27 protein-coding genes are annotated in these 25914 nt (G+C 63.1%); 9 read left to right on the plus strand and 18 right to left on the minus strand.

Annotation, left to right across the window (positions count from 1 at the left end; translation table 11 throughout):
* Positions 1-80: 80 nt before the first annotated feature.
* Positions 81-1043, plus strand: a complete 963-nt coding sequence (locus NKI15_RS23945; RefSeq protein ID WP_352515164.1) for an aminotransferase class IV — start codon at positions 81-83, stop codon at positions 1041-1043.
* Positions 1044-1188: 145 nt separating this feature from the next.
* Positions 1189-2031, plus strand: coding sequence for an SDR family oxidoreductase (locus NKI15_RS23950; protein ID WP_023690853.1), 843 nt, complete (start codon positions 1189-1191; stop codon positions 2029-2031).
* A gap of 59 nt (positions 2032-2090) precedes the next feature.
* On the opposite strand, the gene NKI15_RS23955 is transcribed toward NKI15_RS23950, so the two are convergent.
* A complete protein-coding gene (locus NKI15_RS23955; RefSeq protein WP_023746929.1) occupies positions 2091-2708 on the minus strand; it encodes an MOSC domain-containing protein in 618 nt (205 codons plus the stop codon).
* A 69-nt stretch (positions 2709-2777) separates the two neighbouring features.
* On the opposite strand from NKI15_RS23955, the gene NKI15_RS23960 reads away from it, so the two are divergent.
* Positions 2778-2927, plus strand: a complete 150-nt coding sequence (locus NKI15_RS23960; protein ID WP_245260604.1) for a hypothetical protein — start codon at positions 2778-2780, stop codon at positions 2925-2927.
* Here NKI15_RS23960 and NKI15_RS23965 read toward each other — a convergent pair whose 3' ends face one another.
* The 3 genes from NKI15_RS23965 to ettA form a co-directional block, all read right to left on the minus strand.
* Positions 2928-4049, minus strand: coding sequence for a beta-ketoacyl-ACP synthase III (locus NKI15_RS23965; protein WP_352515172.1), 1122 nt, complete (start codon positions 4047-4049; stop codon positions 2928-2930).
* Between the two features lie 131 nt (positions 4050-4180).
* The gene (gene tam / locus NKI15_RS23970) at positions 4181-4951 is read right to left on the minus strand and encodes a trans-aconitate 2-methyltransferase (protein ID WP_023746931.1); all 771 of its coding nucleotides are present in this window, start codon (positions 4949-4951) and stop codon (positions 4181-4183) included.
* A 49-nt stretch (positions 4952-5000) separates the two neighbouring features.
* On the minus strand, positions 5001-6650 hold the full coding sequence (ettA, locus tag NKI15_RS23975) for an energy-dependent translational throttle protein EttA (RefSeq protein WP_023688009.1): 1650 nt from the start codon (positions 6648-6650) through the stop codon (positions 5001-5003).
* Between the two features lie 234 nt (positions 6651-6884).
* On the opposite strand from ettA, the gene NKI15_RS23980 reads away from it, so the two are divergent.
* A complete protein-coding gene (locus tag NKI15_RS23980) occupies positions 6885-8171 on the plus strand; it encodes a GGDEF domain-containing protein (RefSeq protein WP_352515166.1) in 1287 nt (428 codons plus the stop codon).
* 5 nt (positions 8172-8176) lie between these two features.
* Here NKI15_RS23980 and NKI15_RS23985 read toward each other — a convergent pair whose 3' ends face one another.
* The 4 genes from NKI15_RS23985 to NKI15_RS24000 form a co-directional block, all read right to left on the minus strand.
* Positions 8177-8791, minus strand: coding sequence for a hypothetical protein (locus tag NKI15_RS23985; RefSeq protein ID WP_352515167.1), 615 nt, complete (start codon positions 8789-8791; stop codon positions 8177-8179).
* Between the two features lie 70 nt (positions 8792-8861).
* Positions 8862-9875: a ribonuclease T2 family protein gene (locus NKI15_RS23990; RefSeq protein WP_352887221.1), complete on the minus strand. Its 1014-nt coding sequence runs from the start codon at positions 9873-9875 to the stop codon at positions 8862-8864.
* 98 nt (positions 9876-9973) lie between these two features.
* A complete protein-coding gene (locus NKI15_RS23995) occupies positions 9974-10423 on the minus strand; it encodes a MarR family winged helix-turn-helix transcriptional regulator (RefSeq protein WP_352515169.1) in 450 nt (149 codons plus the stop codon).
* Positions 10420-11310, minus strand: a complete 891-nt coding sequence (locus tag NKI15_RS24000; protein ID WP_198024389.1) for an alpha/beta fold hydrolase — start codon at positions 11308-11310, stop codon at positions 10420-10422. The genes NKI15_RS23995 and NKI15_RS24000 overlap by 4 nt, the downstream gene beginning before the upstream one ends.
* 142 nt (positions 11311-11452) lie before the next feature.
* Between NKI15_RS24000 and NKI15_RS24005 the strand changes: the two genes are divergently transcribed.
* From NKI15_RS24005 to NKI15_RS24015, 3 genes are all read left to right on the plus strand, one after another.
* Positions 11453-12385: an alpha/beta fold hydrolase gene (locus NKI15_RS24005; RefSeq protein WP_352515170.1), complete on the plus strand. Its 933-nt coding sequence runs from the start codon at positions 11453-11455 to the stop codon at positions 12383-12385.
* An 82-nt stretch (positions 12386-12467) separates the two neighbouring features.
* Positions 12468-13643, plus strand: a complete 1176-nt coding sequence (locus tag NKI15_RS24010; RefSeq protein WP_352515171.1) for a CaiB/BaiF CoA transferase family protein — start codon at positions 12468-12470, stop codon at positions 13641-13643.
* The gene (locus NKI15_RS24015; protein ID WP_023699629.1) at positions 13640-15289 is read left to right on the plus strand and encodes a thiamine pyrophosphate-binding protein; all 1650 of its coding nucleotides are present in this window, start codon (positions 13640-13642) and stop codon (positions 15287-15289) included. Before NKI15_RS24010 ends, NKI15_RS24015 begins: the two co-directional genes overlap by 4 nt.
* Positions 15290-15503: 214 nt before the next feature.
* Here the strand turns inward: NKI15_RS24015 and NKI15_RS24020 are convergent, their stop codons facing one another.
* The gene (locus NKI15_RS24020) at positions 15504-16787 is read right to left on the minus strand and encodes a cystathionine gamma-synthase family protein (RefSeq protein ID WP_023688001.1); all 1284 of its coding nucleotides are present in this window, start codon (positions 16785-16787) and stop codon (positions 15504-15506) included.
* A gap of 123 nt (positions 16788-16910) precedes the next feature.
* Between NKI15_RS24020 and NKI15_RS24025 the strand changes: the two genes are divergently transcribed.
* Complete coding sequence (locus tag NKI15_RS24025) at positions 16911-17369, plus strand: Lrp/AsnC family transcriptional regulator (RefSeq protein WP_023682177.1); 459 nt, start codon at positions 16911-16913, stop codon at positions 17367-17369.
* 48 nt (positions 17370-17417) lie between these two features.
* Here the strand turns inward: NKI15_RS24025 and NKI15_RS24030 are convergent, their stop codons facing one another.
* From NKI15_RS24030 to NKI15_RS24050, 5 genes are read right to left on the minus strand one after another with little or no spacing between them, the layout of a single operon-like run.
* Positions 17418-18389: an ABC transporter substrate-binding protein gene (locus NKI15_RS24030; protein WP_023682178.1), complete on the minus strand. Its 972-nt coding sequence runs from the start codon at positions 18387-18389 to the stop codon at positions 17418-17420.
* 38 nt (positions 18390-18427) lie between these two features.
* Positions 18428-19582 carry an ABC transporter permease gene (locus tag NKI15_RS24035; protein ID WP_023682179.1) on the minus strand — a complete coding sequence of 385 codons (1155 nt, stop codon included), beginning with the start codon at positions 19580-19582 and terminating at the stop codon, positions 18428-18430.
* On the minus strand, positions 19579-20457 hold the full coding sequence (locus NKI15_RS24040) for an ABC transporter permease (protein ID WP_023690837.1): 879 nt from the start codon (positions 20455-20457) through the stop codon (positions 19579-19581). Before NKI15_RS24040 ends, NKI15_RS24035 begins: the two co-directional genes overlap by 4 nt.
* Positions 20458-20994 carry an endonuclease domain-containing protein gene (locus tag NKI15_RS24045; RefSeq protein ID WP_023705579.1) on the minus strand — a complete coding sequence of 179 codons (537 nt, stop codon included), beginning with the start codon at positions 20992-20994 and terminating at the stop codon, positions 20458-20460.
* Positions 20984-21775, minus strand: coding sequence for an ABC transporter ATP-binding protein (locus tag NKI15_RS24050; protein ID WP_023687997.1), 792 nt, complete (start codon positions 21773-21775; stop codon positions 20984-20986). The genes NKI15_RS24045 and NKI15_RS24050 overlap by 11 nt, the downstream gene beginning before the upstream one ends.
* A 110-nt stretch (positions 21776-21885) precedes the next feature.
* On the opposite strand from NKI15_RS24050, the gene NKI15_RS24055 reads away from it, so the two are divergent.
* Positions 21886-22290: a cupin domain-containing protein gene (locus tag NKI15_RS24055; protein ID WP_031193071.1), complete on the plus strand. Its 405-nt coding sequence runs from the start codon at positions 21886-21888 to the stop codon at positions 22288-22290.
* A gap of 17 nt (positions 22291-22307) precedes the next feature.
* On the opposite strand, the gene NKI15_RS24060 is transcribed toward NKI15_RS24055, so the two are convergent.
* From NKI15_RS24060 to NKI15_RS24075, 4 genes are all read right to left on the minus strand, one after another.
* Positions 22308-22658: a hypothetical protein gene (locus tag NKI15_RS24060; RefSeq protein ID WP_023668217.1), complete on the minus strand. Its 351-nt coding sequence runs from the start codon at positions 22656-22658 to the stop codon at positions 22308-22310.
* Between the two features lie 49 nt (positions 22659-22707).
* On the minus strand, positions 22708-23040 hold the full coding sequence (locus NKI15_RS24065; protein WP_023712056.1) for a hypothetical protein: 333 nt from the start codon (positions 23038-23040) through the stop codon (positions 22708-22710).
* A 41-nt stretch (positions 23041-23081) separates the two neighbouring features.
* A complete protein-coding gene (gene hydA, locus NKI15_RS24070; protein WP_023682186.1) occupies positions 23082-24533 on the minus strand; it encodes a dihydropyrimidinase in 1452 nt (483 codons plus the stop codon).
* Positions 24534-24595: 62 nt separating this feature from the next.
* Positions 24596-25846 carry a Zn-dependent hydrolase gene (locus NKI15_RS24075; protein WP_023690832.1) on the minus strand — a complete coding sequence of 417 codons (1251 nt, stop codon included), beginning with the start codon at positions 25844-25846 and terminating at the stop codon, positions 24596-24598.
* Between the last annotated feature and the right edge of the window lie 68 nt (positions 25847-25914).

The following is a 25914-nucleotide window of genomic DNA, read 5'->3' on the forward strand; positions in this document are numbered from 1 at the left end:
CGATGGTTGGGTGGCCCTATGCCGCCTGCAGGGGACCACTAGCTTGAATCTGCCGCATCAAGCCGAAGGGACCAATCGCCATGAACCGAAGCGCAGCAGCCGGTAGCATTGTGCCATTGCCGGCTTTGTCGGATCGCCATATCGATCCGCATTCCTATCCCGACGGCATCGCCTTTCTCGATGGTCAGTATCTGCCGATGTCGCAAGCCAAGATCTCGGTGCTGGATTGGGGCTTTCTGCATTCCGACGCCACCTACGACACCGTGCATGTCTGGGACGGGAGCTTCTTCCGACTCGACCTGCATCTCGACCGCTTCTTCGCCGGCTTGCTAAAACTGCGCATGACGATCCCGTCCGACCGCGATGGTGTGGCCGAGATTCTGCACAATTGCGTGGCGCTGTCGGGCCATCGCGCCGCCTATGTCGAAATGCTGTGCACACGCGGCGCCTCGCCGACCTTCAGCCGCGATCCGCGCCAGGCGGTCAACCGCTTCATGGCTTTCGCAGTTCCCTTTGGCTCGGTCGCCAGTGCCGAGCAGTTGCGGCGCGGACTGAATGTTGCGATCAGCGACAAGGTGCGCATTCCGCCGGCTTCGATCGATCCGGCGATCAAGAACTACCACTGGCTCGACCTCGTGCGCGGCCTCTACGACGCTTATGACCGTGGGGCCGAAACCGCATTGATTCTCGACTTCAACGGCAATGTCGCCGAAGGCCCCGGCTTCAACGTGTTCTGCGTCAAGGACGGCAGGCTGTCGACGCCAGCCGCCGGCGTGCTGCCCGGCATCACCAGGCGCACCGTCTTCGACCTCTGCGCCGAGGCAGCGCTTCCCACCACGGCCGTCGACGTCAGCGTTGCCGCGCTGAAGGCTGCCGACGAAGTCTTCATCACTTCCACCGCCGGCGGCATCATGCCTGTGACAGTGATCGACGGCGCTGCTGTCGCTGACGGCAAGATAGGCGCGATCACAAAGCGCTTGATGGCGCTCTACTGGCAAAAGCATGACGACCCGGCCTGGTCGAGCCCGGTGCGCTATCCCTGACCGGCGAAGGTCCTGCTCCACACGATGTCGTGACCAAAAAGATTCCCCCTCGCCTCTGGAAAATCGCTCGACGCACCGTATATCGCGGAAGCGGAGAAGCCTCCGCTTCCCAGTTCACGGCGCGCATGGGCAAGGATTCCACGTCATGACAAGCAAGGTTTGGTTCATCACCGGATCGTCGAAAGGCTTTGGCCGAGTCTGGGCCGAGGCCGCACTCGCTCGCGGCGACCGTGTCGCCGCAACCGCGCGCGATGCCGGCACGCTCGCCGATCTCGTCGCGAAATACGGCGATAATGTCGCCGCGATCAAGCTCGACGTCACCGACAAGAAGGCTGTCGATGCGGCCATCGCCGAGGCGCACAAGCGCTTTGGCCGGCTCGACGTCGTCATCAACAATGCCGGCTATGGCCATTTCGGCGCCATCGAGGAAGTCAGCGAACAGGAAGCCCGCGACCAGATCGAAACCAATGTGTTCGGCGCGCTCTGGGTCACCCAGGCGGCTTTGCCGATCATGCGGGCGCAGGGCTCCGGCCATATCATCCAGATCTCGTCGATCGGCGGCGTCAACGCCTTTGCCTCGCTCGGCCTTTACCATGCCTCGAAATGGGCGCTCGAAGCCTTCAGCCAGTCGCTCAGCATCGAGGTCGCCGAATTCGGCATCCATGTGACGCTTGTCGAACCGGGCGGCTTCTCCACCGATTGGTCCGGCGCCTCGGCCAAGGTCTCCAAAGCAATCGAGGCTTACGCGCCGGCCCGCGCCAAGATGGCGGAACGCCGCGCCAACTCGGTCGCCGGCGACCCCGAGGCCACCGGACCGGCGATGCTTGAAATCGTCGACGCGGCCGAGCCGCCGCTGCGCGTCTTCTTCGGCGATGGCGGCCTGCCGATGATCAAGCAGGAATACGCCAACCGCATCGCGCTTTGGGAAAAGTGGGACCACGTTTCCGTCGAGGCGCAGGGCGCTAAGAAGAACCGCAAGGCGGCCTGAGCGCGTCTTGAAATTCGGCTGCGTCGCCCCGGCGGCGCAGCCCGTGCCCTAGCCCGGTACTAGGATCGATAAATCCACTGCTCGGGCACGCGCACCGAGATCTCTTCCCCTGTTGTCATACGACCCGGTTTCTCGACCCAGGCAACGAGGCCGCGCAGCTGTTTCGCCGCCTTCGGGAAGGCCAGCGCGCCGGCCTCCCGATCGGCCATCCCGGCGTTTTCGGCGATCGAACGTCCAGCAAGCCGGCAAGGCCCGTTCTGCGCATCGACCTTGATCGTCACGCCACCTCTAAAGAACAGCAGCGTGCCTGACGGCAGCATCGAGAGATGCGGCACGCCTTCGATCAGCAGATTGGCGCCGATCCATTCCGGCTTGATCTCGGCCAGCCCCATCCGCTCGGCAATGACGGCGAGTTCATCCGCTGCTACGATTGATATCTGCCGCTCGTTGCGGATTTCGGTGCCGCGCGGATACCAGGGTTCGCGACCGCCCGAACGACGGGTGGCGCCGGCGTGGAAGTCGCCGTCGATGCCTTCGAAACCGAGCTGCAATGCTTCCACCGGGCGCGTCTGGAAGTGATTCGACGGTGCGACGTACAAAGCGGCCACTTTGGCGGACAGCTTCCTGGCGGGGATGATGTCGACCGGCTTCTCAGACTCCGGGAAGAGGTCCAGCATGGCTTCGTTCCTTCTGCAGGATGACGTCGCAAATAGCCGTAGCCGTGGGCTCGGGTCCAGTCGAAAGCGATGATGATTCGATCAAACCGGCTGATGGCGTCAATCGGCATCGTCATGAAGGCAAGGCTGGAGGAGCGCTTTCTGCGCGGCGAACTCGGCGACGCCTATGACGATTATGCCCGCAGCGTACCGATGCTGGTGCCGTTCATGCCGGCCTGATTACAGCATCCGCAAAAGCGCGCCGCCGATCGAATAGCCGGCGCCGAAGGCGCACAGCACGCCGAAATCGCCGGGCTTCATGTCGGCGTGGTTTTCCGACAGCGCGATGATGGCGCCAGCGCCGGCGGTGTTGCCGAGCCGCTCCAGCACCATCGGCGCGCGGTCGTGGTCGACCTCGTGGCCGAAGGCCAGTTTCAGGATCATGGCGTTCATGCGCGCATTGGCCTGATGCAGCCAGAAGCGCCTGATGGCTTGCGGCGTCAGCCCGTGCTCGGCGAGGAATTCGACAATGAATTTGTGGCCGGCGACGGTGACTTCCTTGAACACCTTGTTGCCGACCTGTTTGATCAGATTGCCCTCAAGGTTAATCATGTAAGGATCGTCCTGGGCGGTGCGGGTGTGATAGCCCAGATTGGTGCGGATATTGTTCGACATCTGCGTCCAGGTGCGCGTGTCCAGCACCTCGAAGCGCCCCGGCCGCTTCTCGCCCTTGGCCAGCCCCTCGACCACCATCGCCACCGAAGCATCGCCGAAGATGAAATGCGTCTGCCGGTCGCGGAAATTGAGATGGCCGGTGATGATCTCCGGCGTGACCACCAGCACGCGTTTGTGCCCACCCGCCCGCACCAGATTGGCCGCAATGTGCAAGGCGGCCGCGGCCGATGAACAACCAAGCCCCATGTCGAAGCCGGCGCCCTTGGTGCCCAGCGCCTCCTGCATTTCGATGGCGATCGCCGGATAAGGCCGCTGCTGGTGCGAGGCCGAGCAGATCACCAGGTCAATGTCGGACGGCTTCAGGCCGGCATGGTCGAGCGCCTTCCGGGCCGCGGCCACGCCAAACTCGGCCTGCAGCGACAGCGCGTCATCGGGCCGCGCCGGAATGCGCGGCGCCATGCGGGTCGGATCGAGAATGCCTTCGCGCTCGATCACATGGCGGGTCTGGACGCCCGAGGCATGGACGATGAAGGCGCTGTCGGATTTCTGCAGCAGCGTCTCATCCGTGCCTTGCCGGCGCGCATTCTCGGTGTCGACCCAGGCATTGAAGCTGGCGACCAGTTCTTCATTGGTGATCTTGGCTTCAGGGATTTCAACGCCAATGCCGCTGATGATGACGCGATGCATATCCAGTCCGTCCATGCGCAGGCGTTGTCGTTCTCATGTGAACGACGAGGGGGCGCGACACAACACTTTTCTCACCCCACCGGTTTACGCCGGCTTAAACCCTAGGCTGTGGCGGGATGTCATCGGGAGTGCTAGCCGGCCCGCTTGGCGACGATGAAGATACGCGGGAAGCGCAGCAGCACCTTGCCGTTTGCGGTCTTCGGATAGGCCTTGGCAATTTTGGCCGTGTAATTGTCGAGGAATATCTTGCGCTCGCCGGCGTCGAGCGGATCGAGAAACGGCTTCAGCCCCGTCGACTTCACCCATTCGACGATCACCTCGGCGTCGGTCAGCGGCTGATTGTAGGCCGTATGCCAGATATCCACCCGGATGGAGAGCGGCGACAAGAGATCATAATAGAACGACACCGCCGGCAGCGGTCCGCGCGCAGCACCTGCCATCTTGGCGGCGAACGGCATTTCGGCGGCCGTCTCGCGCATCAGCCGATGCGACGGCTCAAGCAGATTGTCGGGCATCTGGACGGCGAGCGCACCGCCCGGCGCGAGAAAGCCCATCAGCCGCTGGAACACTACCGGGTGGGTGGGCAGCCATTGGAACACCGCATTGGCGAAGATGACGTTGACCGGCTCGGCAGGCCGCCATGTCGAGGCATCGGCGAGGTCGAAATTGACGCTGGGCAGGCGCGCCCTCGCCTTTTCGATCATGTCGGGAGAGGTATCGAAACCGATGACCTCAGCATCCGGCCAGCGCTCGACCAGCAGCTCGGTCGAGTTGCCCGGGCCGCAGCCGATGTCGACCACCCGGCGCGGGAAATCCACCGGCACCTGCGCAACAAGATCGCGCGCGGGCCGCGTGCGCTCATCCTCGAATTTCAGATATTGGGCGGCTGACCAGTCGGTCATTCAAGCTTTCCTCGTATCAGTTGAGAAATTCGCCGCCCCGGTTGCTCCCTTACCGCGTCAGCCTCTTGTAGGTCATCCTGTGCGGGTTGACGGCTTCGGGGCCGAGCCGGCGGATCTTGTCCTGCTCATAATCCTCGAAATTGCCCTCGAACCATTCGACATGACTGTCACCTTCAAAGGCCAGGATGTGGGTGGCCAGACGGTCGAGGAACATACGATCGTGCGAGATGATGACGGCGCAGCCGCCAAAGTTTTCCAGCGCGTCTTCGAGCGCCGCCAGCGTTTCGGTGTCGAGATCGTTGGTCGGTTCGTCGAGCAGCAGCACATTGCCGCCGGTCTTCAGCATTTTTGCCAGATGCACGCGGTTGCGCTGGCCGCCGGAGAGGTTGCCGACCTTCTGCTGCTGGTCGCCGCCACGGAAGTTGAACGACGCGCAATAGGCGCGCGTGTTGGCTTCGAACTTGCCGAGCTTGACCACTTCGGCGCCGCCCGAGATTTCTTCCCAGACGGTCTTTGACGGATCGAGCGCATCGCGGCTCTGATCGACATAGCCGAGCTTCACCGTTTCGCCGATGCGGACAGAGCCGGCATCCGGCGTTTCCTGGCCGGTGATCATGCGGAACAGCGTCGTCTTGCCGGCGCCGTTCGGGCCGATGACGCCGACGATGCCGCCTGGCGGCAGCTTGAATTCCAGACCCTCGATCAACAGCGTGTCGCCAAAGCCCTTCGACAGGCCTTCCGCCTCGATCACCACATTGCCGAGCCGTTCGCCATGCGGAATGACGATCTGCGTATCGCTCGGACGCCGCTTGTCGGCTGCATCCAGCAGGTCCTGGAACGCCTGGATACGCGCCTTGGACTTGGTCTGGCGAGCTTTCGGGCTGGACTGGATCCACTCGCGTTCGCGACCGATGGCGCGCTGGCGGGCGTCGTCCTCGCGACCTTCCTGCTTGAGGCGCTTGGCCTTGGCTTCGAGGTACTTGGTGTAGTTGCCCTCATAGGGGATGCCGCGGCCGCGATCGAGCTCGAGAATCCATCCGGTGACATTGTCGAGGAAATAGCGATCGTGGGTGATGATCATCACCGCGCCGGGATAGGCGCGCAGGTGTTTTTCCAGCCACGCCGTGGTCTCGGCGTCGAGATGGTTGGTCGGTTCATCGAGCAGCAAGAGGTCGGGCTGACGCAGCAGCAGCTGGCAGAGCGCGACGCGGCGGCGCTCACCGCCCGAAAGCTTGGTGACCTCGGAATCCTTGGGCGGGCAGCCCAGCGCTTCCATCGCCATCTCGACCTGCTGTTCGAGATCCCACAGGTTTAACCGGTCCATCTCGTCCTGGAGCTTGGCCGACTCGTCAGCCGTCTCGTCGGAGTAGTTCATCATCAATTCGTTGTAGCGCTCGATGATGGCGGTCTTGGCGGCGACGCCTTCCATGATGTTCTCGAACACCGTCTTGTTGGCATCGAGCGCCGGCTCCTGCGCGAGATAGCCTACGGTGGCGCCTTCGGCGAGCCAGGCTTCGCCGTTCCACTCCTTGTCGAGCCCGGCCATGATCTTGAGGATCGTCGACTTGCCCGAGCCGTTGGGGCCGAGGATGCCGATCTTGGCGTCGGGATAGAAGGAGAGATGGACATTCTCAAGCACCTTCTTGGTGCCATAGGCCTTGTTGAGGCCGGCCATGTGATAGATGAACTGGCGTGCCACGCGCGCTTTCCTTGATGATTGACCGAAATGTCGGATTGAATGGAGGTTGGCCGCTATGTAGGCGATGCCGGGCCGAACGGCAATCGCTTTTGCCATTTCAAGCCGGGTGTACACCGCACGTTAAGTTTTCCGCCGGTTGTAGGGAGCGTTGAAATCCCCGGTTAACCCTTCAGCGTCAAAACAGGATCGATCGCTGGCCTGTCGCGATCGAAAGTAAAGATCGGACCGAAGGTAGTGCTGAACAGTTTCCTGCTCCTTGCCGAAGCGGTCGTCTACTTCAGCGTCATGGTCACGCTGTTCCGCTTCAGGGATCGCATCGGCCTCGGCGTCTTCGTCTGCGCGCTGGGCGCCATGCATTTCCTCGAAACCTATCTCGCCAGCGTCTTCTATGTCGCCCTGCCCTTCGGCATGGTCTCGCCAGGCTCGGCGGTGCTGTTTTCCGGCAAGCTGGTGATGCTGCTTCTGCTCTACATGAAGGAAGATGCGGCCACGGTGCGCCAGCCGATCTATGGCCTTTTGCTCGGCAACGCCTTGATGATCGGGCTGGTCCTGATCCTGCGCCTGCACGATATTTCAGCCCTTTCCGACGGCAAGCTTCCCGATATCGGTTTCATCGACCAGTTGGGCTGGCTGATGGTGTGGGGCACGACGCTGCTCTTCATCGACGCCATCCTGATCATCCTGCTTTACGAAAAGCTCGGGCGTTATCTACGCAGGGCGCCGTTCTCCCGCATCCTGATTTGCGTCGCCTGCGTGCTCACCTTCGACCAGGCCGGATTTTTCAGCGCCCTGCATTTCGTCGCCGGCGCGCCGATTGCGGTCTTCTTCGGCGGCTGGTTCGCCAAGATGGGTGCCGCTTTTGCCTACAGCGCCATGCTTGTCGCCTACCTCAGATGGTTCGAAACGCGTCAGGTCGTGGCACCACGTGGGTTGTCCGACGTCTTCGACACCTTGACCTATCGCGAGCGCTACGAAGCCCTGGTCGAACATGTCGGCCGCGACGGCCTCACCGGCCTGTTGCACAGGGGACGCTTTGACAGCGACGGCGAACGTCTGGTCGCTGTCAGCCTGCGCACGGCCCAACCGCTCAGCCTGCTGATCGTCGACGTCGACCATTTCAAGTCGATCAACGATCGCTTCGGCCATGCCGAGGGCGACAGGGTGCTGAGATCGATCGCCCAGGTGCTGACCCAGGCGGCCGGCGCACACGATCAGGTTTTCAGGATCGGCGGCGAGGAGTTCGCCATCCTTTGCTCGCAGCCGCATGCGGTCGCCAGGTTGCTCGGAGAAAACCTCCGCCAGGCCGTCAAAGCGTGCGTAAACCGGTTCGACATCAGCGTCAGCGCCGGCATCGCCACTGTCGATGAGACCGTAGGCTCGCTTGCCGATCTCTTCGCCCTTGCCGACGAGCGTCTCTACAGGGCCAAGTCCACCGGGCGTGACCGCGTCGTCGGCGAAGCGCATGACGATTCCGAAGACCTAACTGCGCGGACATTGCCCACGCGTGGCGTCAGCAGATAAGGCTGTCAGCTCCGCTTGCGCTGCTGCAACGCGCCGACCGCAACTGAAACGGCTATCAGCGCGATGGCCAGCCATTTCAGCACGGTGATGATCGGACTGGCATCGATGTCATAAGCGATGAACAACAGAATGCCGGGCACCAGCAGGCCGCACATGACCAGCATGATGCGGTTGATCTGCCAAGACACTTTTGCCGCCAGCGCTTCGTCACCGGCTTCGCCGACAAGACCGGCGCGCATCTCCCGGGAGATGGCCAACGCGCTCGACAGGCGCATGGAGATCGGCAAGCCGAGCCCGATTATGAGGAAGGCACACGCCGCCAGCAGAGCCGAGAATTTGAGCGCGCTGGTCTCGGCCGGCACCGGAAACAAAAGTGTCGCCAGCGGCAAGAAGACACAGACGATGCCGAGCGCGGCAATGGCGATGAAGATCGCGGCATTGACCCAAGTGAACAGCTGGTAGCGGCTTGCCCCGATCGGCGCGGCAAGCACGCGCATGCGCGCCCACTCGGCATCGGTATAGGAAAAGCCCGGCCATTCCATGCGGCCGTCTTTTATGGCGGTCATCCCCCTGGCCCAGAAAGCCAGCCGCGCCAGCGCGCCTGATGTCATGCCACTCATCGCCACCCCCGCCGAATGAAACACATCCAGACCATATCACCGCGTCACTGCCAAGCGACAGACGGATATCCTACTGGAACCCGGCCGCATCGACCGAGCCCTTCGGACAGCCCGCCTTGGTCGTCGGCGCCGAGGCGAGCATGAGAGTGCTCAGCGAACTGTCGGGGCCGATCGGGCCGGTCAGGCCGAGCGTCAGCTCGCCGATCAGCCGCCTGCCGCTCGACGGATCGACCAGGCAGGAGACACGCACCCGCGCGCCCGACCCGGCGCCGAAGGCGCTGTCGAAGGCGCTGCGGATCTGGTCCGAAGTCAGCTGCTTGCCGACATTCCTGGTGAAGAGCTCGCGCACAGGCGAGGCATTCACCGCCCGCATCAGGTTCAGCGCCTCGGCAAAATACTCCTGCTGGCTCTTGCCGTAGCAGGTGCCGTGCTTGATCCATTCATGCCGTTCGAGCTTGGAGGCGGTGCCAGGCATCACCTGGTCGAGTTCGGCGCGCGTATTGGCATCGAGGTTGACCGGCGGCAGGTCTGCCCAATGGGCCGGATTGTCATTGGCCTTGTCGCTCGCCGGCACCTGGCAATAGAAATTGCCGTTCGGCTGCGGCCAGAGCCCATGCAACGTGAAATGCGACGCGTCGAAGCCGCCCGCCGTCTGCGCCTGGCATTCGGGCTTGCTCGACTTGGTTTCGCAGAAGGCCGGCTGCCAGCTAAGCGCGAAAACATATTCGGGTTTTCCTGAAGCCGGCGCCGCAGGCTTGCCCTGATCGGCGGGCGCGGCCGGCTCAGTCGACGCGCTGCCGCCTGAGACATGGCCGCAGCTGATCCTGACCCAACGGCGCTCAGGATCGGCGCCAGGCACGCGGATGAGGTAATGCGGCGGCGCATCCTTGTTGCCGGCCAGGAGATCGTAGCTCTGTCCAGCCGTTGTCGCGATATTGCCGGGGTTCTTGCCGCTCTTGATCGCCTGCGTTGCCGGACAGGCGGCATCGGCCACGAAGGAGCCGCTCATCTTCACATCGGCACGCGCTAGGCCGACACCGGCCAGCGCCACCAACACCGCACCCCATATCGCCGATATCCGCATTCCAGCACTCCTAGCGTTTCATAGCGCAAGCTAGAAACGTGTGACATGTCAGAATTACGATTTCTTTCGTCCGCCGCAAAAAACAATCGCTCGGTCGATCAGACCCCGCCCTCCTCGACCCGCTTCGTCAACATACGCAGCAGATCAAGCGCTGTCTCGAGCGCGCGAGCCTCGATGCCCTCGCTGATGCGGTTGGCCCAGACATGCTGGCGCGTGCCGATATCCCGGATCGCGGCCCGGCCGGCATCGGTCATCGCCAGGAGCTTCGCGCGGCGGTGCGCCGGGTTGTCCGCATAGGCGGCAAGCCCTTCGGCGGCCAGAATGTCGGCAAGGCGCTGCACGCTCTGGCGGGCAAGCCCCATGTCGCGGGCAATGTCGGCCACCGATTTCGGCTCCTTCAGCACCGCGCCCAGAACCTGCCAGCGCGCCGCCGTCAACCCGGCAGGCTCGGCCAGCCGGTCGGCCGCGTCGAGAAACGCGCCATTCAGCCGGAACACGGCAAGCACCACTTCGGTGAGCACATCTCCCGCTTCGGTCCTGCTTGTCATTTCTGGCCGGCCTCGATGGTGGAAACGAAGGTGTTGACGGCTTCCGCCACCGCCTCCGGCTCGTCAAGCATCACCCAATGGCCGGAACCGGCGACGGTTCTGTGGCCAATTCGGCTGCGCAGCCGAAACAGGGCCGCCGCATTGTCATTGGCCTCCGTGGCCAGCACGAAGATCGGCCCGTGGTAGGCGTCGAGCGTCGGTTCGGGATTCCATTCCGCCAGCGCCTTGCCGACGCCTGCCCGAGCCGCCGGATCGACCACCGCCGCATCGGCGATGACCTGTTTGCGGACATCTGGGTTGGAGCCGGCGATCAAGGTGTAATAAGCGCTTAGCACATCGCCGCCGTTTGGCCCCGCCAGATCGCGCACGAACCCGTCGCGAATCTCTTTGGGCAGGGCGCGCGGATCGGTCGCCGGATCGACCAGCAGGATGCCGGCAACACGGTCGGCATGGCCGGCGGCATAGGCGAGCGCGGCCCCACTGCCGCCGCTATGTGCAACGAGGACAAACCGCTTCAGGCCGAACGCATCGGCCACCGCACCAATATCGTCGGCACGGCCGTCATAGCCGTAGTCGGCATCAGCTGCAGGCGCCGATGCGCCATGGCCGCGAAAATCGAAGGCGACCGCCTCACGGCCACCTACGGTGAGCTGCATCACCCGGTTCCACTGTGTGGCGCGGCTGCAATCGCCATGCGCGAACAGGATCGGCAGGCCGCCGCCGGATTTGATGTCGTAGCCGGCAAGCTGGCCCTGCGGGCCGGCAATGGTTGAGGTCTTCATGGTCGTCTCCCTGGTCTGGCTGGAAGCAATGCCGGGCAGGAGCATTGCGGATGAAAGGCTCGCCAGCAGAAACGCGCGGCGCGAAACGGTCGAAACGGTTTTCATGCTCATATTCCCGATGTAATTTGACAGCATGCTGTCATATAGCCAAATTGACAGCACACTGTCAATAGTGACGCCGGCTGATTTCGACCTCCCCTTGACGTCGGTCACGCCGTCGCCCAAACAGTCGCCAAGGGAGCGAGACATGGCATTTGACAAGCAGACGACGCTGGCCTCACCGACCGGGGCCACGCTCAATCTCTATGTGAAGCACGCGGGGGGCTCTCCACGCGCGGTAGTCCAGGTCAATCACGGCCTGGCCGAACACGCCGCGCGCTATGCCCGCTTCGCCGATTACCTCAGCACCCGCGGCTTTCATGTCTACGTCCACGACCATCGCGGCCATGGCGCGACCAAGGCGCCCGATGCCCCGCTCGGCAGATTCGCCGGCACAAGCGGCCCGGCCAAGGTGATCTCCGATGTCGACGCAGTCCACGATTTGATTGCGAAGGAGCAGCCCGGCCTGCCGGTCATCCTGTTCGGCCATTCGATGGGTGCGTCGGTGGCGCTCAACTACCTGCTGGCGCACTCGCCGCGCGTCCACGCCGCGGCGATCTGGAACGGCAATTTCTCACAAGGCCTGCTTGGTCAGCTTGCACTCGCCATCCTCGCTTATGAGCGCTTCAGGCTCGGCTCCGATGTTCCCTCACGCGTCTTGCCCAAACTGACCTTCCAGGCCTGGGGCAAGGCGGTGCCCAACCACAAGACGCTGTTCGACTGGCTGTCGCGCGACGAGGCTGAAGTGGCCAAGTACATTGCCGACCCGCTGTGCGGCTGGGATGCCTCGATCTCGATGTGGCGCGACGTCGTGGAGATGACGCAGAAAGGCGGCATGGATGCGGGCTTTGCCCGCATCAGGCGCGACCTGCCCGTCAGCATCGTCGGCGGCGAGAAGGATCCGGCCTCCGAGTATGGCAAGGGCATCGATCATCTCGCCAAACGCATGCGCGCGATGGGCTTTTCGAATCTGGTTTCAAAAATTTACGCCGACACCCGCCACGAAAGCCTGAACGAGGTGAACCGCGACACCGTCATGAACGATTTTGCCGCGTGGGCCGATGGTGTGTTGAAACGCTGACATCGCTGGCCCACCGCAAGGCCCGTGACAGCGGCATCCCGGGTTGATAGAGGCTGCGGTTCCGACCCGTTTTAGGTGATTTATGGCTGAACCTCCGCTGAAAGGCGTCCGCGTCGTCGAACTCGCCCGCATCCTGGCCGGCCCCTGGGCAGGACAATTGCTGGCCGATCTCGGCGCCGATGTCATCAAGGTCGAGAGCCCCGACGGCGGCGACGATACCCGCAAATGGGGTCCGCCCTTCGTCATGAGCCATGATGGCGAGAACCTGTCGGCCGCCTATTACCATTCCTGCAATCGCGGCAAGCGTTCCATCGCCGTCGATTTCTCAACATCGGAAGGGGCCGAGACGGTGCGCCGGCTGGTTGCCACGGCCGACGTTCTGATCGAGAATTTCAAGCTCGGCGGCCTGAAGAAATACGGGCTCGATTACGAGAGCCTGAAGGCGATCAATCCAAAGCTCGTCTACTGCTCGATCACCGGCTTCGGCCAGGACGGGCCTTACGCCCCACGCGCCGGCTATGATTTCATCATCCAGGCCATGGCCGGCATGATGTCGATCACCGGCGAGGTCGGGCGCGAGCCGCAAAAGGCCGGCGTCGCCATATCGGACATCTTCACCGGCCTCTATTCGGTGATCGCCATCCAGGCAGCGCTTCGCCATGCCGAAAAGACCGGCGAAGGCCAGCATATCGACATGGCCCTGTTCGACACGCAGATTTCCGCACTCGGCAACCAGAACCTCAACTATCTCGTCTCCGGCAAGGCGCCGGTGCAGATGGGCAATGCGCATATGAACATTGCGCCCTATGAGGTTGTCCCGGTCAGGGACGGCCACATCATCCTGGCGGTCGGCAATGACGGCCAGTTCGCCAAATTCTGCGCCGCCGTCGGGCTCGACCATCTCTCAGCGAATCCCGATTTCGCCACCAATCCGGCCCGCGTCGCCAACCGGGTGAAGTTGCGCGAGCACTTGATCGAGACGCTGAAGAATTGGGATCGCGACCCATTGCTGGCCAAGCTCGAAGCGGCAAGCGTGCCGGCGAGCCCGATCAACGACATCGGCCAGATGTTTGCCGACCCGCAGACGATCGCACGCGGCATGCGCCTCGACCTCGACGATGGCCACGGCAATCGTCTGCCCTCCGTACGCGCGCCGATGGTGATGTCCGGCACACCGCTCGTCTATGAGCGTCCCTCGCCTCGCCTTGGCGAACATACCGAAGAAATTCTTGCCGAACTGGAGAAGTCTGGACGATGAAGACCGGTGGACAACTGATTGTCGACGCACTCGAGGCGAACGGCACCGACCGCATCTTCTGCGTGCCTGGCGAATCCTATCTCGCTGTGCTGGACGCGCTGCATGACTCGCCCATCCGCACCATTGTCTGCCGCCAGGAAGGCGGCGCCGCCATGATGGCCGACTGCCAGGGGCGGCTGACCGGCAAGCCCGGCATCTGCTTCGTCACCCGCGGCCCCGGCGCCACCAATGCGTCGGCCGGCATTCACATTGCCATGCAGGATTCGATACCCGTCATCCTGTTCATCGGCCAGGTCGCCAGCCACGCCAAGGAGCGGGAGGCTTTCCAGGAGGTCGACTACAAGCGCTTCTTCGGCGACATCGCCAAATGGGTGGTGGAGATCGACGATGCCGCGCGCATCCCCGAACTCGTCACCCGCGCCTTTGCTGTCGCGACATCGGGCCGCCCCGGCCCCGTCGTCGTCTCGCTGCCGGAGGACATGCTGACCAGTCTTGTCGACGCGCCCGCGGCCTTGCCGCACACGCCGGTCGAAACCCGGCCCGGCGAAGCCGAACTCGATGCTTTGGAAAAGCTTCTGGCCAAGGCCAAGCGTCCCTTCGTCATCCTCGGCGGCACACGCTGGGACGAGGAAGCGGTGGCACGTATGCGCACCATTGCCGAGGCCTGGTCGCTGCCGGTCGGCTGCTCCTTCCGCCGCCAGATGCTGTTCGACCATCTGCACCCGAACTATGCTGGCGATGTCGGCATCGGCATCAACCCGAAGCTGGCCACCGCCATCAAGCAGGCCGACCTGGTGCTGCTGATCGGCGGCCGCATGGGCGAGATGCCGTCCTCCGACTATACGCTGCTGAAGAGCCCTTACCCCGACCAGACGCTGGTCCATGTCCATGCCGATGCCGGCGAACTCGGCCGTGTCTACCGGCCGACCCTGGCGATCAACGCTGCGCCGTCAGCCTTCGTCGAAGCCTTCGCCAAGCGCAAGCCAACCTCCACGCCAGCCTGGGCGGATGAGACAGCGAAAGCACACGCTGCCTACCTCGACTGGTCGACGCCTCCTGAGACCGGCCCCGGCACGGTCCAGATGGGGCCGATCATGAACTATCTGGAAAAGATTTTGCCCGATGACGCCATTTTCACCAACGGCGCCGGCAATTACGCCACCTGGGTGCACCGCTTCCACCGCTTCCGCCGCTTCGCCACGCAAGGCGCGCCGACCTCCGGTTCGATGGGTTACGGCACCCCGGCTGCGGTCGCCGCCAAGGCGCTCCATCCCGACCGCACCGTGATCGCCTTTGCCGGCGACGGCTGCTTCCTGATGAACGGACAGGAATTCGCTACCGCCGTGCAATACGACCTGCCGATCGTCGTAATCGTCGTCAACAACGGCATCTACGGCACCATCCGCATGCACCAGGAGCGCGACTATCCCGGCCGCGTCGTCGCCACCGATCTTAAGAACCCTGACTTTGCCGCTCTTGCCCGCGCCTATGGCGGCCACGGCGAGACGGTCGAGAACACGGCAGATTTTGCCCCTGCCTTCGAGCGTGCCCGCGCCAGCGGCAAGCCGGCGATCGTCGAAATCAGGCTCGACCCCGAGGCGATCACGCCGACGCGGACGATGACGCAGATCCGCGACAAGAGCTGAGTACCGACAAGGGATAGGCCGAGTTCCGTCACACCCCCCTCTGTCCTGCCGGACATCTCCCCCTCAAGGGGGGAGATTGGATGTCACGTCGCCCTTCGCCAATCTCCAGCGTTGCAGACAGGGCGCTATGGTCAGAGCTGCTGATCTCCCCCCTTGAGGGGGAGATGTCCGGCAGGACAGAGGGGGGTGCTGTCCCGCCGACCTTCGTCAGCAGTCAGACCGCTGCCAGCGCCTGCGTCAGGTCGGCGATAAGATCGTCCGGATGCTCGACGCCGATCGACAGCCTGACCGTGGTCTCCAGCACGCCGATGCGCTGGCGCACGTCGAAGGGAATGCCGGAGTGCGTCATCGCCGCCGGGTGGCTGGCGAGTGACTCCGTGCCGCCAAGGCTCACCGCCAGCTTGAATATTTGCAGCCCGTTGAGAAAGGCGAAGGCCGCCTTCTCTCCGCCCTTGATATCGAAAGAAAATGTCGAGCCGGCGCCGCTGCATTGCGCTTTGTAGGCCCGTCCCGCTGCCGTGTCCTCGCCCAGGAACGGCAGGTAATGCACCTTTTCCACCTTGGCGTGATCGCGCAGGAATTCAGCCACGAGCCGCGCATTGTCGTTGGCGCGCTCCATGCGGATCGACAGCGTTTCCAGCGAGCGGCCGAGCATCCAGCAGGAATGCGGATCGAGCTGCGTGCCGATTGCGCCGCGCAACGCCTTGATTGGCTTGGTCACCGCCTTGCTGCCCATCGCCGCACCGGCGATCAGGTCGGAATGGCCGCCGACATATTTGGTCAGCGAATAGACGGAGACATCGGCGCCATGTTCGATCGGCCGCTGGAACACCGGGCCGAGCAGCGTGTTGTCGCAGACGATGATCGGCGTTGATCCTTGGCTTGCGCCGATCTCGTCGGCAAACTTCCGGATCAGTGCGATGTCGACCAGGCTGTTGGTCGGATTTGACGGCGTTTCGATGAGAATGACCGAGACACGCCCCTTCGCCACCGCTGCATCAGCAGCGGCCCGCACCGCCTTCTCGTCGACGCCGTCGGCGAAGCCGACAGCGCCGATGCCGAAGCCGGACAGCGTGCGCGTCAAAAGCGTCTCAGTGCCGCCGTAAAGCGGCTGCGAATGCAAGATGACATCGCCCGGACGGGCATAGGCGAGCAGCGTGGTGGCGATCGCCGACATGCCGGACGAGAACAGGATGCAGGCGTCCGTTCCCTCATAAACCGCCAGCCGGTCCTCGACGATCTCGGAGTTGGGATGATTGAAGCGCGAATAGACCAGGCCGGACGCCGTGCCGCTCGGCGGCTCCTTGCGGCCGGATGTGTAGTCGAAGAAGTCGCGCCCCTCCTCCGCCGATTTGAACACGAAGGTCGAGGTCAGGAACACCGGCGGCTTGACGGCGCCTTCCGACAGTTGCGGATCGAAGCCATAGCTCAACATCAACGTTTCCGGATGGAGCTTGTGGTTGCCGATGTGGGTTTTCGACGGGCGCGGCGCGGTCATGGCTTTTCCTGCGTTCTGGAGGAGTCTCGTCCAGCAATTTATGCGATCCCGGTCCACCAGTCCTTGCTATTTTCGGCCTCGCATGGCTGCATCCCGGCAACAAATTGCCGAGCGAGAGCAAAAGTGCAACAGAAGATAGCCGACGATTTCGACCGCAAGATCCTGCGCGAGCTGCAGGCCGACGCCCGCATCACCAACAATGAGCTTGCGGAGCGCATCGGCCTGTCGCCGTCGCCATGTTTGAGGAGGGTACGCCGGCTGGAGGAGGCCGGCATTATCCGGGGCTATACCACGCTGGTCGACCCGGCCGCCTTCGGCTGGAACATGGTCGCCATCGCCACCGTCCGGCTCAGCCGCCAGAACGAGGACGAGATCGTCATGTTCGAAGACGCCATCCGCGGTTGGGAAGAGGTACTGGAATGCCACCTCGTCACCGGGTCACGCGATTATGTGTTGAAAGTGGTGACCGGCAGCCTCGAACAGTACGAGCGCTTCATCAAGGAAAAGATCGCGCGGCTGAAATGCGTCGCGTCGATCGAGACCAGCTTCGTCATGAACACCATAAAGGAACGGCGCCTCTGACATTTGGTCAAAGGCGCCGCTCTCGAGGTCGAAATTGCCTGGCAAGGCTTATTTGATCGCCTTGTCGGTGATGGCTGTGGTGTAGGCGCCGGTCGGCGCCTTGGTGATGATCTTCTGGTCGAGCAGCGCCTTGGCGGTGCGCTCGTAGGTCGCCGGGTCGAGCTTGCCGTCGGCATTGTCGATCAGCTTGGCGACTTCGCTCATCATCCGCTTCTGGTGGTTTTCGTCCTGGCCACCACCGTCCATGACAATGCCCGCGGCCTCGTCATTGTTGTCGATGGCATATTTCCAGCCCTTCATCGAGGCGCGCACGAAACGCACCATCTTGTCTTCGAAAGCCGGATCCTTGAGCTTGTCTTCCGAGGCATAGAGCCCGTCCTCAAGCAGGTCGTTGCCCATCGCCGAGTAGTTGAACACGGTCAGTTGATCCGGCTTGTAGCCGGCATCGATCAGCTGCCAGTACTCGTTGTAGGTCATGACCGAAATGCAATCCGCCTGCTTCTGGATCAGCGGCTGCACGTCGAAGCTCTGCTTCAAAACCGTGACGCCGTCCGGGCCGCCTTCGGTCTTCAGGCCGAGCTTGTTCATCCAGGCGTAGAATGGATATTCGTTACCGAAGAACCAGACGCCCAGCGTGTGACCCTTGAAATCGGCTTCGGTCTTGATCGGGCCGTCCTTCGGGCAGACCAGCTCCATACCGGCCTTCTTGAACGGCTGGGCGATGTTGACCAGCGGCACGCCCTTTTCGCGCGCGGCGAGCGCCCCGCCCATCCAGTCGACGATGACGTCGGCGCCACCGCCGGCGATCACCTGCTCGGGTGCGATATCGGGACCGCCCGGCTTGATGTCGACGTCGAGGCCTTCTGCTTCATAAAAACCCTTGGCCTTGGCGACATAGTAGCCGGCAAACTGCGCCTGCGTGACCCATTTCAGCTGCAAGGTCACCTTGTCGGCGGCCATTGCCTGGAACGCGGCCAGCGACATCGCGCCGGCCAGCATCGGAATGATCAGTCTTTTCATGTTTTTACCCTCTGAAGTTAACACCCGAACCCACCGCCCTATCCACCACGGACAGAGGGATGCCAAAACGTGACGGCTCTCTCGACGAGAGCGACCACGCCATAAAAGACCGAACCCGCCAGTGCTGCAACTGCGATTTCGGCCCAGACCATATCGATGTTCATCCGCCCGACCTCGGTCGAGATGCGAAAGCCCATGCCGACCACAGGCGTGCCGAAGAACTCGGCGACGATGGCGCCGATCAGCGCCAGCGTCGAGTTGATCTTCAGCGCGTTGAAGATGAAGGGCGCTGCCGCCGGCAGCCGGAGCTTCAAGAGTGTTGGCCAGTAGCCCGACGCATAGGTGCGCATCAGGTCGCGCTCCATATGGCCGGAGGCGGCAAGACCGGCAACCGTGTTCACCAGCATTGGGAAGAAGGTCATGATGATGACGACCGCGGCCTTGGACGGCCAGTCGAAGCCGAACCACATCACCATGATTGGCGCCACACCGATGATCGGCAGCGCCGAGACCATATTGCCGATCGGCAGCAGACCGCGGCGCAGGAACGGCACGCGGTCGGCCGCAATCGCCACCAGGAAGCCGGCGCCGCTGCCGATGACATAACCGAAGATCACCGCCTTGAAGATGGTCTGCCTGATATCGGCGCCGAGCACCGGCAGGGAACTGGCGATGCGCACACCGATGGCGCTCGGCGGCGGCAAAAGGATGAAGGGAATGCCGGCGCCACGCGTCACCGCTTCCCATATGATCAGGATCCAGGCGCCGAAGATCGCCGGGATGATGAGGCGCAGCGCCATCCGCGCCCCTTTTGCCATCGGGCGAAGCCCCGACAGCACCGCCACACAGCGCCAGGCCAGCAGCCAGGCAGCGGCGAGCAGCAGGAAATAAGGCGCCAATGCCGTGCCTTCGAAACCTGTAATGCCCGAGATCAGCATCCAGGCGACGAGATGAGCGCCGATGAACAGCACCGCAGCCTCGGCCAGCGGCGAAATTCTGATCATCGAGATCAGCCCTGCCAGCACGGCCAGGCCGATCATCGGGGTCTTTATCCCGAAATAGGGGTAGTCGAAGCTTGCTGTCGGGTCTGCAAGGGCGGCCGCTTCCGGCTTCGACATCGCACCGAGCGCGACGGCGACGAGGCACAGCGCAATGGCCAGCACGGCTTGCCAGGAGGGCTTCAGCCAGTTCATGCCGGCCTCCCGCCCATCGCGCGGTCAACGAGGCGCCCGGCTATGCCGACCACCATGACCAGAAGGGCCGCCACCACCGAGCCCGCCACAAGGGCGGACCAGATGTCGATGGACTGGCTGTAATAGGCGCCTGCCAAAAGCTTGGCGCCGATGCCGGCGACAGCACCGGTCGGCAGTTCGCCGACAATGGCGCCGACCAGGCTCGCCGCCACCGCCACCTTCATCGAGGTGAACAGGAACGGCACCGAGGCCGGCACCCGCAGCTTCCAGAAGGTCTGCGAGACACTGGCATTGTAGGTGTGCATCAGGTCGAGATGCATGAGTTCGGGCGAGCGCAGGCCCTTCACCATGCCAACCGTCACCGGGAAGAACGACAGGTAGGTCGAGATCATCGCCTTTGGGATCAGACCGCTGATGCCGATCGCTCCCAGCACGACGATGATCATCGGCGCCACCGCCAGAATGGGAATCGTCTGGGAGGCGATGATCCACGGCATCAGGCTGCGGTCGAGCGTCGCCACATGCACGATGCCAACCGCGATGACGATGCCGAGCGCCGTGCCGAAGGCAAAGCCGAGCAACGTCGACGACAGGGTCACCCAAGCATTGTAGACGAGGCTTCGGCTCGATGTGATGGGCCGCAGGAAGGTGTTCTCGAAGAAGTTCACCGCCACCTGATGCGGCGCCGGCAGCGTCGGCTTGGGCTGCGACAGCGTCTTGCCGATGAATTCGACGGTGTCGTGGGTTTCCCCGGCGCGCCGGTCGAGGTCGCGCTGGAAGGGCGCGTTTAGGATGACGGCGAAGACATACCAGAGCACCACCACGCCCAGGAGGATGGAGGTCACGGGGATGAATTTTTCGCGGAAGGTGTCCATCTAGCGCGCCTCGCCAGCGGGGCGCCCTCCTCTCCCCAACGGGGAGAGGGTGGCCGGAGCGAAGCGGAGGTCGGGTGAGGGGGTAGAAATCTTTCCGTCGAGACAAGCCAAGATCGTATCCAGGACCGCTCGGCGCTCAGCCAAAACTTCGTGATTCCAGAAGCGCAGAACCGAATAACCTTGTCCGTTCAGCCAGGCTGTCCTGGCGGGATCGGTCAGTGAATCCGCGTGTTGGCTGCCATCAAGTTCGACAATCAGCCCCTGCTCGCGGCAGACGAAGTCCGCGATGAAAGGTCCGAGCGGCACTTGCCGCACAAATTTGTAGCCGTTGAGATGACGTCCTCTCAATTCCCCCCAAAGCCGGTATTCAGCTTCGGTCTCGTCAAACCGCAGCTTTCGGGCGCGAGCGGTTGCCCCGACATTTCTCTTGGTCGGATCCGTCGGCGCCGCCCCCTCACCCGACCTCCGCTTCGCTCCGGCCACCCTCTCCCCGTTGGGGAGAGGAGCCAGCCGGTCGTTCGCCCCCTCAATCATCATAGCTGTGCCCTGCCCTCAAGCCATCGCGCACCCTGGCCGCGATCGCCAAAAATTCCGGCGTCTCGCGGATATCCAGCGGCCGCTCCTTTGGCAGCGTCGATTCGATGATGTCGGTAACCCGACCTGGGCGCGGCGACATGACGACGATGCGCGTCGACAGATACACCGCCTCGGGGATGGAATGGGTGACGAAGCAGATCGTCTTGTTGGTGCGTGCCCACAATTCCAGAAGCTGTTCATTGAGATGGTCGCGCACGATCTCGTCCAGCGCGCCGAAGGGCTCGTCCATCAGCAACAGGTCGGCGTCGAAGGCGAGCGCGCGGGCGATCGAAGCGCGCTGCTGCATGCCGCCGGAAAGCTGCCAAGGGTATTTCTTCTCGAAGCCGGAGAGGTTGACGAGCTCCATCGTGCGCTTGATGCGCTCGGCCTGCTCCGCTCTCGAAAGGCCGATGATCTCCAGCGGCAGCGCCACGTTACGCTCGATCGTGCGCCACGGGAAAAGGGCTGCCGCCTGGAAGACGTAGCCATAAGCGCGTTTCTCGCGCGCCTGTTCCGGCGTCATGCCGTTGACCGAGATCGTGCCCGATGTCGGTTTTTCCAGATCGGCGATGACGCGCAGCAAGGTGGTCTTGCCGCAGCCCGATGGGCCGATGAAGGAGACGAACTCGCCCTTGCCGATGGTCAGGTCGACATTGGAGAGCGCCTCTACCGGACCGTCATTGGTCTGAAAGGTAAGGCCAAGTCTGCTTGCCGAGACGACGGCTGGCGATTGTCCCGTCATCGCTTGCTGCCTGCCTCTCGCAGCCGCCCAGGATGAAATGCCGTTGCATTCGCGTTGATGTTGCTTTCCACTCGTCCAATCCCACCCAATCGACGCCCGGAGCCTTGCCGATGTCGCCCAAACCCACTTGTCACCTTATCCGTCCTGAAAGCACTTATGAAGGCAAGCAGGGATTGACCTATTTTGCCGGCATTGCAGCCGAGACGGTCGGCTCGTCCGGCATCTGCATGCATCTGCTCACCCTGCCGCCTGGCGCCCGCGCCAAGGCGCATCTGCATGAAAGCCATGAGACGGCGATCTATGTGCTCTCGGGCGAGGTCCACACATGGTATGGCGACAGGCTCGAGAACCACATCGTCGTCAAGGCCGGCGACCTCTTCTACATCCCGGCCGGCGTACCGCATCTGCCGGCCAATCTGAGCAACGCCCCGTCCTCGGCCGTCATCGCCCGCACCGATCCCAATGAACAGGAAAGCGTCGTCCTGTTGCCGGAACTGGATGCGCTGGTGGCCTGACGCTGACGGGACTGCCGTCATTTGCACCGCGCCACTTCGCCCATGACATTGCCGTCGTCGTCGGCGACCGTCAGCTTCTTGGCGTTCTTGGCGCTGCGCTTGATGGTGAATTTGGTCGGCTCCTGTCCTTCTTCGCCTTCCGCCTCGCATGTTGCCGTCACCACCAGCGACCCATCAGCCTGCGCCTGCTTGTCCGTGAAGGTGCAGGCGCTGGCGGCGGTGACCAATGCCTCGTCCGTCAAAAGCAGCATCCGATCGGCGGCGACTTCCTGGCCGTTGCGGTTGATGCAGCCATATTTGTCCCCATAGGGTTTCGTCAGGTCGATGCCTGCCGCAAGGGCCTGACCCGCAGCTAGAACGACTATCATCGCAACAGACGGCCCCAAACCGCGCGCGCTCATTCCCCCAGCTCCAACGTCACGAACACGGTTGCAACGGCCCCATTTCTTCAAGACCGGGAATGGTCACGAAGAACCCACCCTCGCCCTTGTTGGTGACCACAACGGTTTCAGCCGTCGTCCCCGCCTCGCCTTCGGCGGAACAGGTCGCATCAAGCGATTGCGTGCCCGGCGCCCACGTCAATTGCTGCGCGAACCGGCAGCCGCTGCCATAGGTCTCGATGCCTTCGGCGGTCAGCACGATATAATCGTCCCGGCCCTGAAAACCGGCCTTTGCAAAGACACAGCCTGCATCGTTGCCCCAGGAGCCGGCCAGCCTCTCGGCCCCTGTTGCCGGACCAGCGACCACCATCGCCACGACCAGTGAAATGAGCGCCCCCGGGCTCCGCAACGTCAAACGCCTGTCGCCGGAATGCCGGTGCGTTCCACCTTGCGCGGCGCGGTAATGTCCTTCCAGGTCGACAGAGCCCGGTTGACCGCCGCGTTCGGCTCGCGGGCGACGAATTCGCCATGGCCGGGCTTGGCCTTGACCTCCGCTTCCTCGACCGACAATTCGCCGCGCGAAAAGACGAAGCGCGGCAGGCCGGTCACCTCAAAACCTTCGAAGACGTTGTAGTCGATCACCGATTGCTGCTTCTTCGAGGTGATGGTCTTCTTGGCGCTGGGGTCCCACACCACGATGTCGGCGTCCGCGCCTTCGACGATGGCGCCTTTCCTAGGATACATGTTGAGGATCTTGGCGATGTTGGTCGAAGTCACCGCGACGAACTCGTTCATCGTCAGCCGCCCGGTGTTGACGCCCGTCGTCCACAGCACGGGCAAGCGGTCTTCAAGCCCGCCGGTGCCGTTCGGGATCTTGGTGAAATCGCCGACGCCATTGCGCTTCTGCTTGGTGGTGAAGGCGCAGTGGTCGGTCGCCACCACCTGCAGCGATCCCGCCTGCAGGCCGGCCCACAGCGAATCCTGGTGCAGCTTGTTGCGGAAGGGCGGGCTCATGACGCGGCGCGCCGCATGGTCCCAATCCTTATCGAAATACTCGCTTTCATCCAGCGTCAGATGCTGGATCAGCGGCTCGCCGAAAACCCGCATGCCCTTCTGGCGGGCGCGGCGGATGGCTTCGTGGCTCTGCTCGCAGGACACATGCACGACATAGAGCGGCACGCCGGCCATGTCGGCGATCATGATGGCGCGGTTGGTCGCCTCGCCTTCCACTTCCGGCGGCCGCGAATAGGCGTGTCCCTCGGGACCATTATTGCCGGCAGCGAGCAGCTTTTGCGACAGCGCCGCAACCACGTCGCCATTCTCGGCATGAACGAGCGGCAGCGCGCCGAGATCGGCGCAGCGCTGGAACGACGCGTACATCTCGTCGTCGTCCACCATCAGCGCGCCCTTGTAGGCCATGAAATGCTTGAACGAGGTAATGCCTCTGTCGACGACGGTGGCCATCTCGTCGAACACCTGCTTGCCCCACCAGGTGATCGCCATGTGGAAGGAGTAGTCGCAGGCAGCCTTCGAGGTCTTGTTGTCCCACATCTGCAACGCTTCCAGCAGCGATTGCTGCGGCGCCGGCAGGCAGAAATCGACCACCATCGTGGTGCCACCGGAAAGGGCCGCACGCGTCCCGGACTCGAAATCGTCGGCCGAATAGGTGCCCATGAACGGCATTTCGAGATGGGTGTGCGGATCGATGCCGCCCGGCATGACGTAACAGCCGCTGGCGTCGAACTCATGGTCGCCATGCAGGTTCGAGCCGATGGCGACGATCTTGCCGTGCTGCATCAGCACATCGGCCTTCCAGGTGCGGTCGGCGGTGACGATGGTGCCGTTTCGGATGACTTTGGTCATTGTCGTGTTCCCTTGTTCTCTTCGCGCTTCTTGTGAGCGTCGTTTTGAATACAGATCTTAGTTCACGCCACGATCCCCGCCGTCTCCACCACCGCATGAAACAGCACGTCGGCGCCGGCGCCGGCCCATTCCTTGGTGATTTCCTCGGCCTCGTTGTGTGACAACCCGTCAACGCAGGGGCACATCACCATGGCGGTCGGCGCGACGCGGTTGATCCAGCAGGCGTCGTGGCCGGCGCCGGAGACGATGTTGCGGTGGGAATAGCCGAGCCGATCGGCGGCGTCGCGGATCGCCTTGACGCAGCCGGCATCGAAGGTGACCGGATCGAAAGCGCCGACCTGCTCGACCTTGTACTGGATGTCGAGCGCCTCACAGATCGTGTCGATGCCTTCGCGTATGCGCCCATCCATCGCGTCCAGCACTTCCTTCTCGGGCGAGCGGATGTCGATGGTGAAGACGGTGCGCCCGGCGATGATGTTGCGCGAGTTCGGAAACACTTCCATGTGGCCGACCGCGCCGACGGCGTCGGGCTGGTAGTCCATGGCGATCTCGTGCACCAGTTCGATGACCCGAGCCATGCCGAGCCCGGCATTACGGCGCTTGGGCATCGGGGTCGAGCCGGTATGCGCCTCCTTGCCGGTCAGCGTTACCTGCAGCCATTTCAGGCCCTGGCCGTGGGTGACGACGCCAATGTCGATGCCTTCGTCCTCGAGGATCGGCCCCTGCTCAATATGCAGTTCGAAGAAGGCGTGGATCTTGCGATCACCGACTTTCTCGGTGCCTTTCCAGCCGATGCGCTCCAGTTCCTCGCCAAATTTCCTGCCCTGTTTATCAGTGTGCTGATACACGTCCGCCTGATCGAGCACACCGGCGAACACGCCGGACGCCATCATCGCCGGGGCAAAGCGCGAGCCTTCCTCATTGGTCCAGTTGGTAACGACGATCGGATGCCTGGTCTGGATGCCGAGATCGTTAAGCGAGCGAATAATCTCCAGCCCGCCGAGCACGCCGAGCACGCCGTCATATTTGCCGCCGGTCGGCTGCGTGTCGAGGTGGCTGCCGACATAAACCGGCGGCAGGCTGGGATCAGCGCCTTCCCGGCGGGCAAACATGGTGCCCATTTCGTCGAGCCCCATTTCGAGCCCGGCCGCCTCGCACCAGCGCTTGAACAGATGCCGTCCCTCGCCGTCCTCGTCGGTCACGGTCTGGCGATTGTTGCCGCCGGCAATACCGGGGCCGATCTTCGCCATCTCCATGATGGAATCCCACAAACGGTCTGAATTGATTCGCAGATTCTCGCCTGGGGCGGCCATTCAAAGTCCTCTCATTTCATATAACCAACCGGGCGGCGGTTCCCGCCGCCGCCCGACTGGCTGGATAG

It is taken from the genome of Mesorhizobium sp. M0862 (assembly GCF_040319795.1).
Classification (GTDB): domain Bacteria; phylum Pseudomonadota; class Alphaproteobacteria; order Rhizobiales; family Rhizobiaceae; genus Mesorhizobium.

What these genes read in the sequence shown, in the direction of transcription:
- NKI15_RS24045 (WP_023705579.1), bottom strand. Translation starts at nt 20,994, where the DNA reads ATGATGATTGAGGGGGCGAACGACCGGCTGGCTCCTCTCCCCAACGGG.
- tam (WP_023746931.1), bottom strand. Translation starts at nt 4,951, where the DNA reads ATGACCGACTGGTCAGCCGCCCAATATCTGAAATTCGAGGATGAGCGC.
- NKI15_RS24005 (WP_352515170.1), top strand. Translation starts at nt 11,453, where the DNA reads ATGGCATTTGACAAGCAGACGACGCTGGCCTCACCGACCGGGGCCACG.
- NKI15_RS24000 (WP_198024389.1), bottom strand. Translation starts at nt 11,310, where the DNA reads ATGAAAACCGTTTCGACCGTTTCGCGCCGCGCGTTTCTGCTGGCGAGC.
- NKI15_RS23995 (WP_352515169.1), bottom strand. Translation starts at nt 10,423, where the DNA reads ATGACAAGCAGGACCGAAGCGGGAGATGTGCTCACCGAAGTGGTGCTT.
- NKI15_RS24040 (WP_023690837.1), bottom strand. Translation starts at nt 20,457, where the DNA reads ATGGACACCTTCCGCGAAAAATTCATCCCCGTGACCTCCATCCTCCTG.
- NKI15_RS23965 (WP_352515172.1), bottom strand. Translation starts at nt 4,049, where the DNA reads ATGCATCGCGTCATCATCAGCGGCATTGGCGTTGAAATCCCTGAAGCC.
- NKI15_RS24035 (WP_023682179.1), bottom strand. Translation starts at nt 19,582, where the DNA reads ATGAACTGGCTGAAGCCCTCCTGGCAAGCCGTGCTGGCCATTGCGCTG.
- NKI15_RS23960 (WP_245260604.1), top strand. Translation starts at nt 2,778, where the DNA reads ATGATGATTCGATCAAACCGGCTGATGGCGTCAATCGGCATCGTCATG.
- NKI15_RS24055 (WP_031193071.1), top strand. Translation starts at nt 21,886, where the DNA reads ATGTCGCCCAAACCCACTTGTCACCTTATCCGTCCTGAAAGCACTTAT.
- NKI15_RS23990 (WP_352887221.1), bottom strand. Translation starts at nt 9,875, where the DNA reads ATGCGGATATCGGCGATATGGGGTGCGGTGTTGGTGGCGCTGGCCGGT.
- NKI15_RS24060 (WP_023668217.1), bottom strand. Translation starts at nt 22,658, where the DNA reads ATGATAGTCGTTCTAGCTGCGGGTCAGGCCCTTGCGGCAGGCATCGAC.
- NKI15_RS24075 (WP_023690832.1), bottom strand. Translation starts at nt 25,846, where the DNA reads ATGGCCGCCCCAGGCGAGAATCTGCGAATCAATTCAGACCGTTTGTGG.
- NKI15_RS24015 (WP_023699629.1), top strand. Translation starts at nt 13,640, where the DNA reads ATGAAGACCGGTGGACAACTGATTGTCGACGCACTCGAGGCGAACGGC.
- NKI15_RS24020 (WP_023688001.1), bottom strand. Translation starts at nt 16,787, where the DNA reads ATGACCGCGCCGCGCCCGTCGAAAACCCACATCGGCAACCACAAGCTC.
- NKI15_RS23955 (WP_023746929.1), bottom strand. Translation starts at nt 2,708, where the DNA reads ATGCTGGACCTCTTCCCGGAGTCTGAGAAGCCGGTCGACATCATCCCC.
- NKI15_RS23985 (WP_352515167.1), bottom strand. Translation starts at nt 8,791, where the DNA reads ATGAGTGGCATGACATCAGGCGCGCTGGCGCGGCTGGCTTTCTGGGCC.
- NKI15_RS23945 (WP_352515164.1), top strand. Translation starts at nt 81, where the DNA reads ATGAACCGAAGCGCAGCAGCCGGTAGCATTGTGCCATTGCCGGCTTTG.
- NKI15_RS24010 (WP_352515171.1), top strand. Translation starts at nt 12,468, where the DNA reads ATGGCTGAACCTCCGCTGAAAGGCGTCCGCGTCGTCGAACTCGCCCGC.
- NKI15_RS24065 (WP_023712056.1), bottom strand. Translation starts at nt 23,040, where the DNA reads ATGGTGGTCGCTGGTCCGGCAACAGGGGCCGAGAGGCTGGCCGGCTCC.
- NKI15_RS24030 (WP_023682178.1), bottom strand. Translation starts at nt 18,389, where the DNA reads ATGAAAAGACTGATCATTCCGATGCTGGCCGGCGCGATGTCGCTGGCC.
- NKI15_RS24050 (WP_023687997.1), bottom strand. Translation starts at nt 21,775, where the DNA reads ATGACGGGACAATCGCCAGCCGTCGTCTCGGCAAGCAGACTTGGCCTT.
- hydA (WP_023682186.1), bottom strand. Translation starts at nt 24,533, where the DNA reads ATGACCAAAGTCATCCGAAACGGCACCATCGTCACCGCCGACCGCACC.
- NKI15_RS23950 (WP_023690853.1), top strand. Translation starts at nt 1,189, where the DNA reads ATGACAAGCAAGGTTTGGTTCATCACCGGATCGTCGAAAGGCTTTGGC.